The 8,971-nt window shown below is 39.6% G+C and carries 8 protein-coding genes; 3 read left to right on the top strand and 5 right to left on the bottom strand.

The genetic code is table 11. The annotated features are described in order from the left end of the window. Window positions 1-102 precede the first annotated feature (102 nt). The 4 genes from dapF to KPC_RS15140 all read right to left on the bottom strand — a co-directional run bounded on the left by dapF (window position 103) and on the right by KPC_RS15140 (window position 4,042). The gene (gene dapF / locus KPC_RS15155) at window positions 103-948 is read right to left on the bottom strand and encodes a diaminopimelate epimerase (protein WP_121975198.1); all 846 of its coding nucleotides are present in this window, start codon (window positions 946-948) and stop codon (window positions 103-105) included. A 13-nt stretch (window positions 949-961) separates the two neighbouring features. Then, complete coding sequence (gene lysA, locus KPC_RS15150) at window positions 962-2,206, bottom strand: diaminopimelate decarboxylase (protein ID WP_121975197.1); 1,245 nt, start codon at window positions 2,204-2,206, stop codon at window positions 962-964. 31 nt (window positions 2,207-2,237) lie between these two features. After that, window positions 2,238-2,462, bottom strand: a complete 225-nt coding sequence (lptM, locus tag KPC_RS15145) for an LPS translocon maturation chaperone LptM (RefSeq protein WP_121975196.1) — start codon at window positions 2,460-2,462, stop codon at window positions 2,238-2,240. Window positions 2,463-2,635: 173 nt separating this feature from the next. Further along, window positions 2,636-4,042 (bottom strand): amino acid permease, encoded by a 1,407-nt coding sequence (locus KPC_RS15140; protein ID WP_121975195.1) that lies wholly within the window; start codon window positions 4,040-4,042, stop codon window positions 2,636-2,638. Between the two features lie 278 nt (window positions 4,043-4,320). Here KPC_RS15140 and radA point away from each other — a divergent pair, with 278 nt between their 5' ends. From radA to KPC_RS15125, 3 genes are all read left to right on the top strand, one after another. Beyond that, window positions 4,321-5,712: a DNA repair protein RadA gene (radA, locus tag KPC_RS15135; protein WP_121975199.1), complete on the top strand. Its 1,392-nt coding sequence runs from the start codon at window positions 4,321-4,323 to the stop codon at window positions 5,710-5,712. Between the two features lie 157 nt (window positions 5,713-5,869). Beyond that, entirely contained in the window at window positions 5,870-6,844 is a 975-nt protein-coding gene (locus KPC_RS15130; protein ID WP_121975194.1) for a Tim44 domain-containing protein, read from the top strand. A 248-nt stretch (window positions 6,845-7,092) separates the two neighbouring features. Further along, complete coding sequence (locus KPC_RS15125; RefSeq protein ID WP_121975193.1) at window positions 7,093-7,410, top strand: EF-hand domain-containing protein; 318 nt, start codon at window positions 7,093-7,095, stop codon at window positions 7,408-7,410. 248 nt (window positions 7,411-7,658) lie between these two features. Here KPC_RS15125 and KPC_RS15115 read toward each other — a convergent pair whose 3' ends face one another. Further along, complete coding sequence (locus KPC_RS15115) at window positions 7,659-8,837, bottom strand: S1C family serine protease (RefSeq protein WP_121975191.1); 1,179 nt, start codon at window positions 8,835-8,837, stop codon at window positions 7,659-7,661. Window positions 8,838-8,971 lie beyond the last annotated feature (134 nt).

The raw sequence follows: 8,971 nt of genomic DNA, 5'->3' as shown, positions 1-8,971 counted from the left end.
GAAAATTTCTTTCTCTTTTAAATGAATATATTGAGTTTTAAATAAATAGCTCAGTTTAAATAGACTAGAAGCAGGCAAATTGCTTCTAGCCTAAAGTTAATCTCAACTTTGAAAATATCTTAAATCCAGACGACCTTCATAAACTGTTGCAGTAGGACCAGTCATCCAAACCACACCACCTTCTTGCCATTCGATTTGAAGCTTGCCACCTGCAAGTTCAATCTCAACATTATTGGCAAGTAGTCCACGACGCATGCCAGATACAGCAGCAGCACAAGCCCCAGTACCGCAAGCCATCGTCTCGCCTACACCACGTTCAAAAACACGTAAACGGGCATGCTTCTCATCAATGATTTGCATAAACCCAGCATTTACACGCTCTGGAAATCTTTCATGTGATTCAATTTGAGGACCGATTTTAGCAACATCAGCAGTCAGGACATTTGGAACTATTGTCACAGCATGCGGATTCCCCATATTAACAATATCAATGCTAATACTTTCATCATTTGCTAAAGCCAAATCATAAAGAGTCTCAGGCTCTTCAGCAATGAACGGAATTTCATTGGGTAAAAAACGTGGATATCCCATGTTGACACGAACCCAGCCATTAGGACCAAGCTCGGGCTCTACGATGCCAGAACACGTCTGCACTCTAAATTTAGTTTTATTGGTGAGTTGTCGCTCATGAACAAAACGGGCAAAACATCGTACACCATTGCCACACTGTTCAACTTCTGAACCATCAGCATTAAAAATACGATATTTAAAATCGACATTTGGCTCATCAGGTGGCTCTACAATTAATAATTGATCAAACCCTACACCGAAATGGCGATCTGCCAAACGCTGAATAGTCATCGTATCGAAATAAGCACGCTGGCTAATCAGATCAACAACCATGAAGTCATTGCCTAGACCATGCATTTTAGTAAATTCTAATAACATCCTGAATTACTCCTTAAGGCAACAAACGTTCTCTTTCCCACAATGACTCGACTGGTTCACGCTCTCGAATCAAGTGAGCCTGATCACCGTCTACCATAACTTCAGCCGCACGACCTCGACTATTGTAATTTGAACTCATGACAAAACCATATGCTCCAGCCCCCATCACAGCCAAAACATCATTTTCTTTTAATGCCAAAGAGCGCTCTTTACCCAGAAAGTCCCCGGTTTCACAAATTGCACCAACAACATCCCATGCTTTGGTTTCAACATCATGACGCGGTGTAACTTCCTGAATATCCATCCATGCCTGATATAAAGATGGACGGATAAGATCATTCATTGCAGCATCAATAATGGCAAAATTACGATGATTTGTTGGCTTTAATAAATCAACCTTGGTTAGGAGTACACCTGCATTTGCACTAATACTACGACCAGGCTCCATATAGACTTTTAAACCTAGCTTCTCCAATACTGGTCTCATCGCATTCGCATACTCTTCAACAGTTGGTGGCACTTCATCCTTATAAGTGACACCTAAGCCGCCCCCGATATCGATATGCTTTAGATTGATTCCTAATTCTTTCAATTTTTCAATCATGACGACAACACGATCTAATGCATCTACAAAAGGTTTTGTTTCCGTCAATTGAGAACCAATATGACAATCAATACCCACTATCTCTAAATTTGGTAGAGATGCCGCATATTTATATGTTTCATAAACAGTATCAGATGGAATACCAAATTTGTTTTCTTTCAATCCGGTTGAGATATAAGGGTGTGTCTTGGCATCCACATCTGGATTTACACGAAGAGAAATAGGTGCTTTTTTCCCTAATGCTGCGGCTACTTTTTGAATTCTATCCAGTTCAGCATGGGATTCCACATTAAAACATGCAATTCCAACTTCCAAAGCTTTTTGGATATCTGCTTCCGACTTGCCAAGACCAGAAAATACGATTTTGGAAGCTTCACCACCTGCAGCAAGCACTCTGGCAAGCTCACCACCAGTTACAATATCAAAGCCAGAACCTAGCTTTGCCAACACATTCAACACCGCAAGATTTGAGTTTGACTTTACAGCAAAACAAATTTGATGATCGATAAAGCCAAAAGCACGATCCATATCTAAATAATGTTTTTCAAAAGCAGCTTTTGAATAAACATAAAGTGGTGTGCCAAATTGATTAGCAAGCTGATCCAGTGAGCATTGCTCAGCCTGCAAAACCCCATTAATGCGGGTAAAACTCATGAATGTGTCCTTTCGATGTAGCAGTAAAAACTTAATTTGCTTCTGATGATGCTTGGGCTTCTGATGATGCTGCGTTTACAGATTGCTTCACATCTTGTTTAACTTCAGTAGATTGATCTACATTTTTATATAACAAATATTTTGGACGTTTATCATAATCAGGACTTCCAGGTAACTGTAAATCACCAGATTGACCACAACCAACCATTGCAAATGTGGTTGCAATCAAACTTATGCAGCAAATGGCAACGCGCATCTGATCACCTATATCTTAAATTTTGCGAAATTATACCCTGATCAACAAATTGACCAAAGTAATAAATGAGGGTTCGATTGCATGTAAATGATACAATCAAAGAAGATCAAGCTTATAACCTGAATAAAAAAAACGCCAGTTTAAACTGACGTTTTTATTAAAAAGTATATGAATTATTGTTTTTGTCTTCTTTTAAAGAAACAAAAGTAGCCAATAATTAAAATTACAAACCAGATTGGGCTGACTTTAAGTGCTTTTAAAGTATCCTCTTCAAGTGCTAATACAAAAATCATTCCAATAAAGAAAATAGTTACAATGGCACATGTAAACAAGCCACCTGGTAGTTTAAAGATAGATTTTTGATGCTGATCATTACGTGTAGTGTAATACACCACATAACTCCAAATAATCATTAACCATACACATATGAACAGAATCGTGGACAATGTTGTTGCCAAGGTAAATGCTTCAACCGTGTTTGGAACAAAATATTGTAGTGCAGCACCACCAAGTAAACACAGCGCAGAAAAATACAATGCATTTGCTGGAACAGCACGTGAATTTAGGACACCAAACGCTGCTGGACCTTGTTTTTCACGTGATAGACCAAATAACATCCGACTTGTAGAGAATACGCCACTGTTCATTGAAGACATCACAGAAGACAATACAACAAGATTCATAATAATCGCTGCAGCAGCGATACCTGCTTGGCTAAACAGATTTACGAATGGGCTTACTTTAGGATCAATACGATCCCAAGGTGTCACTGACATTACAATTACAAGTGAAAGCACATAGAAGATGATGATACGAATTGGAATCGAATTAATTGCTTTTGGTAAGTTTTTCTCAGGATCTTTAGCTTCTGCAGCAGTTGTACCCACCAGTTCAACACCAACGAAAGCAAAAATAGCGATCTGGAAACCAGCCAAGAAACCACTTCCTCCCGTTGGGAAAAAACCACCATTAGCATATAAATGAGTAAATGATGCAACTTCACCTGTTGTCGAAGTAAACCCAGTAAAGATCATCCATAAACCGACTAAAATTAGGACGATAATGGCAATAATTTTAATTAATGCGAACCAGAACTCCAGCTCACCAAATAATCTTACTGTTAAAAGGTTTAACCCCATAATAAAGATGATGGCAGCAATACTGATCATCGCACCACCTAAGGGTGTAAATTCCTGCCCACCATTAAAGAATTGCAGATAGTAAATGATGGCGGATAAATCTGCGATACCAATCGTGATCCAGCATAACCAATACGTCCACCCGACAAAATAGCCAGCCCAGGGACCAATCAGGTCAGCAGAAAAATCAATAAACGACTTGTAATGCAAATTTGATAAAAGTAATTCACCCAGTGCCCTCATCACGAAGAACACCATCAAACCAATAATCATATAAATGAATAGGATTGATGGACCAGCCAAGCTGATCGTCTTGCCAGAGCCCATGAACAAGCCTGTTCCTATTGCCCCGCCAATTGCGATTAATTGGATATGCCGATTTGACAAACTTCGGTTGAGTTCACCTGTTTTACCAGATGAATGGAGGTTCTCATTTGACATTTTTATTTTCTTCTCTCAAATTTAGTTGTGTAAAAGTATCCTAAAACAAAAAAAATAAAAAAGATTTTCGACCAAATATTCAAACTTTCTCCAGCTTATCCAGCTTTTAGCACAGATTTTAGTCAAAACCTTCCCTTTACTTTTTTATTTTATCGTTCCTTCGAGATTGCAGTTTACGTGCCAAAAATGATTTTGGCGATATGTTCTACAAAAAATTGTATTTTAAAACCTAGATTGCTACATTCTGCTTAGTTCAACTTATCTCGATGCAAAAAGCTATGGCCAAAGTTAAAACCGTTTACCGTTGTCAACAATGTGGGGCTGAACACCCTAAATGGGCAGGACAATGTTCTGAGTGTGGTGAATGGAATAGCTTAATTGAAGTCAGACTTGAACCCACTATCTCACACCGCGCCAAACCCAATATGGGAGGAGGATATGCAGGTCAGTCGGCAAATGTTACCACTTTAAACAAGGTTTCTGTTTCCCATGAAACCCGTCTAGCAACAGGAATAAGTGAATTTGACCGTGTACTAGGCGGTGGATTGGTTACAGGTTCTGTCGTTCTTATTGGTGGTGACCCTGGTATCGGTAAATCAACCATTTTATTACAAACTGCAACTCATATGGCAAGTGCCAGTAGCCCAGCACTTTATGTCACAGGCGAAGAGTCTTTATCGCAAGTTGCATTACGCGCCAATCGCCTCGACCTGCCTACTGACCAACTGAAAGTTATGGCAGAAACTTGCGTAGAGAGAATTTGTGAAGTTCTTGCTCAGGAAAAACCTGCCATAGCTGTACTGGATTCCATTCAGACACTGTATACAGAAACGCTGCAGTCAGCACCGGGTGGCGTTTCACAAATCCGTGAATCTGCTGCACTTTTAACCCGTTTTGCAAAAAATAGTGGCACTGCCCTGTTTATTGTTGGGCATGTGACCAAAGAAGGTGCACTGGCAGGTCCTCGTGTACTTGAACATATGGTCGATTGCGTTTTGTACTTTGAAGGTCAGTCTGACTCTCGTTACCGTATGATTCGTGCTGTCAAAAACCGTTTTGGAGCAGTCAATGAGCTCGGTGTTTTTGGCATGACCGATAAAGGCTTACGTGAGGTCGCTAACCCTTCCGCAATTTTTTTAAGTCGCTATGATGAAGCAATACCCGGTTCTGTTGTCATGATTAGCCGTGAAGGAACCAGACCTTTATTAGTTGAAGTACAAGCTTTGGTTGATGATGCTCAAGGACAACCCAAGCGTGTTGCACTTGGACTTGAACAAAATCGTTTAAGCATGTTGTTAGCGGTTATGCACCGTCATGGTGGAGTACAAATGCAGGGGCAGGATGTTTACGTCAATATAGTTGGTGGTTTAAAGATCACTGAAACTGGGTCTGACCTAGCTGTTTTACTGGCTTGTGCATCCAGTCTGCGAGGTAAAGCACTTCCTCAACAATTAGCCGTATTTGGCGAAGTTGGATTATCAGGAGAAATCCGCCCTGTTCCTAATGGTCAAGAACGCTTAAGGGAGGCAGCTAAGCATGGCTTCAAATACGCGATTTTACCTAGAGCCAATGCACCACAAAAAACTGTTGATGGCATACAAATCATCGCCGTGGCACGTCTTCATGAAGCATTGCAAGAAGCTATGCAGCTTAGTGAGGAGCTTTGCTAAAGATTTGATGCTTTTATGTAAATTTTTTGAGAAAAAAATCAGATTGCTTATTGAAATTTTACATAAATAACTGCATAAATAACCTTATCAGTAAGAGAATGCTTTTGCATTATTATAACTGAATCAATTTTTTAACTTTATGATGAAGGTAATTTCAATGGAAGTACGACAGCGTGGCTTGATCGCAGGTATTTTGATGGCAACTTTAGCTTTTGCACCTATTGCTGAAGCGAAACGTGCTGGTGGTGGAAAAAGCCATGGCATGAGCCGTTCTATGAGTTCTAGCCAGTCTTATTCACAATCCCGCCAAGCTACTCCTGCGCCACAGCCTGTCACTCCTAATACTGCACCACAACGTTCAGGTCCTGGTGTAGGCTCTATGGTTGCAGCTGGTGTAGCTGGTGCTGCTGTAGGTGCTGTAGCTGGTCATGCTTTGGCAGGTGATCGAGATCCAAATGCCCAGGCAGCGTCTGGTGCAGAAACAGCTCAACCTCAAGAAGAGAAAAAAGGTGGTATACCCGGCTGGCTCTGGATCATCGTTATTGCTGCAATTGCGTTCTTTATCTTCCGTAGATTGGGCGCAAAAAAAAAATCAGTAAATAACCCATATGCTCCAAATAGTTCAGCTCCAAATAATGGACCTTTTGGCAACAATGCAGCACCGCGTAACAATGACAATACCAATATCTTTGGTCAATCAGTTGGCGGTGGTGCTGCAAGCCAAGCACCTTTTGGCGCTGCGACGACCAGTAATGGAAATCAGCTTCCAGATGGTTCTGAACCTGCGGCGTTCTTACGTGTAGCTCGCCAACGTTTTAACCACATTCAATCTGTTAATAGCGCAAGTAATGTTGAAGAAATTCGTCGTTATTTGACACCAGACCTATATACTTCCATGTATAACGACATCATGGCAAACCAAGATCAAGATGTTGCTGAGTTTAGTAATCTAAACGCAATGGTTGTAGATAGTGCAACTGAAAATGGTCAATATGTAGTGAGCGTACGTTTCACAGGCACTGTGAGTGAGGACCTGAACAGCCAACCTGCCCCATTCTCTGAAGTTTGGCATTTTGTTAAACCAGTTGGTTCAACTCAGGATTGGTTGGTTGCTGGTATTCAGCAAGGTTAATCACATCTATTCTGAATTAAAGCAGTGACCAAGGTTGCTGCTTTTTTATAACTAAAATAGCATTCATAAAAACTTTTACTCTCTAGATTCATATACAAATTGGCAAAAGCAAATATCAATTACCCAGACTAAAATCCGTAGAATAATCGATATATAAAATGATGTAGTATGTCAATTTTGTTCACTAAACCTGAATATTTCTGATGGATTATTTATGCATAAATCAAAACATAATGAGTAAAATGCCCATGCTCAAAACCTTTTTATTCGTTTTGTGTAGTCTACCAACCATTAGCTTCAGTTGTGAACCTGCCAGTATAGATTGGCAAACATTCTATTTAAAATATGATTTAGACAAAGATCAGTTTATTCATTCCCATGAGTTTAAATATGTCACTGATTTTGCACCTTATGCATGGCCACATATGAAAGAATTTAAAAACCAATCAGGCAATCTTAAGCTATTTAATGAGTTAGACAAAAACCATGATCAAAAACTCTCACGAGAAGAATTATGGAACATTTATATTATATTGAAAAATCCCTGTGATGATTGGCGTTATTGAGATATTTGTAACGTATAGAATTCACAATATTGTAATTACAAAAAATAGTCAGCAATATCTTTCACACATCGAAATAAAAAATGAGTTGTATACCCAATTTAAGCTAATGCTCAATCTATTTATAATAATGCTAAAAACGCTATTTGATTCAATAACAGTTTAACTAAGCCTTATGTTTAAATCCCCCACTTCTTTAAAAGAAGTGAGGGATTTTTTATTCAGCTCTATATGAATATTTAACATCGACCTTAGCGCTGAGGTAATGGGATATACTGGGAGGTATTCGCCTGAACTTTACGTTCAGTGACTTTCACATCCAAGTTAAGTTTCTGATTACCGCGTTCAACTTCAACATTTACTATAGAGCCAGGCGCTTGTAATGCAACATAATTCATTAAGTGGGAAATCGAATCAACCGTTTCCTGATTCACTTTAACGATCTTGTCACCAACTTTAATACCACCTATATCTGCTGGACCACCTTTGAGAACTGCCGCAACAGTTACTCCTTGTTGACGTGGTGCCAAAACATCTTCATTTTGCGGCGTAGCACTCAGTTGTATTCCCAGTTGACCGCGTATGACTTTTCCATCTTTTAAGATAGCATTCATCACTTGTTGACATACCTTTGCTGGAATCGCAAAACCTATACCAAGTGACCCCCCTGATTGGGAAAAGATTGCAGTATTTACACCAATCAGGTTACCCGCAACATCAATCAATGCTCCACCAGAATTACCTGGATTAATCGCAGCATCAGTTTGAATAAAGTCCTCGTAAGTATTGATACCTAAATCAGAACGACCAAGTGCAGAAATAATCCCTTGTGTCACAGTTTGACCTACACCAAAAGGATTACCAATCGCCAATACCACATCACCTACCTCATTACCACTTAACTTAAATGGCAACACAGGCAGCTTATCCAGTTCAATCTTGATCACAGCCAAATCAGTATCAGGGTCTGTCCCGATAACTTTGGCAACAGCACGGCGACCATCCTGCAAACCAACAACAATTTGATCCGCTTGAGCAATAACATGATTATTTGTCAAAATATAGCCATCAGGACGTACAATCACCCCTGAACCCAGACTATATTCATTTTGCTGTTGTCTTGGTAACTGATCACCAAAAAACTCGCGAAATACAGGGTCATTTAATAAAGGATTGGTTGCTCTGCTGTTTACTTTTTGAGTTGTAAAAATATTAACCACAGCGGGGGCTGCAACTTTCACAGCAGCACTATAAGACACCACCCCACCAGTACGAGATGTATTTACCAGTGGTTCGACTTTTTCAGCAGGCATCTTCACACCATCAGCAGCAATCGGTGCTTTAGGCTGTTGTAATTTTTGCCATGTTATAAAACTGATGATGACAATGATAAGTAGCACCCAAGGTAGCCAGGTAAAGGAGCGGCGCACTTTTTATTTCCTCTAAGAATATTTAATTCGTTGATGCAAAAGTAATTTCAATATTGTAATCGAATTAAATACATAATCCTAAATTTCTCAAGAAGTTTTGTTCAACTTTAGTTACAATTTATTCTCATATTCTG

Origin of the sequence: Acinetobacter stercoris (assembly GCF_900323515.1) — a bacterium.
In the GTDB taxonomy this organism is placed as follows: domain Bacteria; phylum Pseudomonadota; class Gammaproteobacteria; order Pseudomonadales; family Moraxellaceae; genus Acinetobacter; species Acinetobacter stercoris.
Note: the sequence above shows the minus strand (reverse complement) of the source record. Positions and strands in the feature narration are given on the sequence as shown.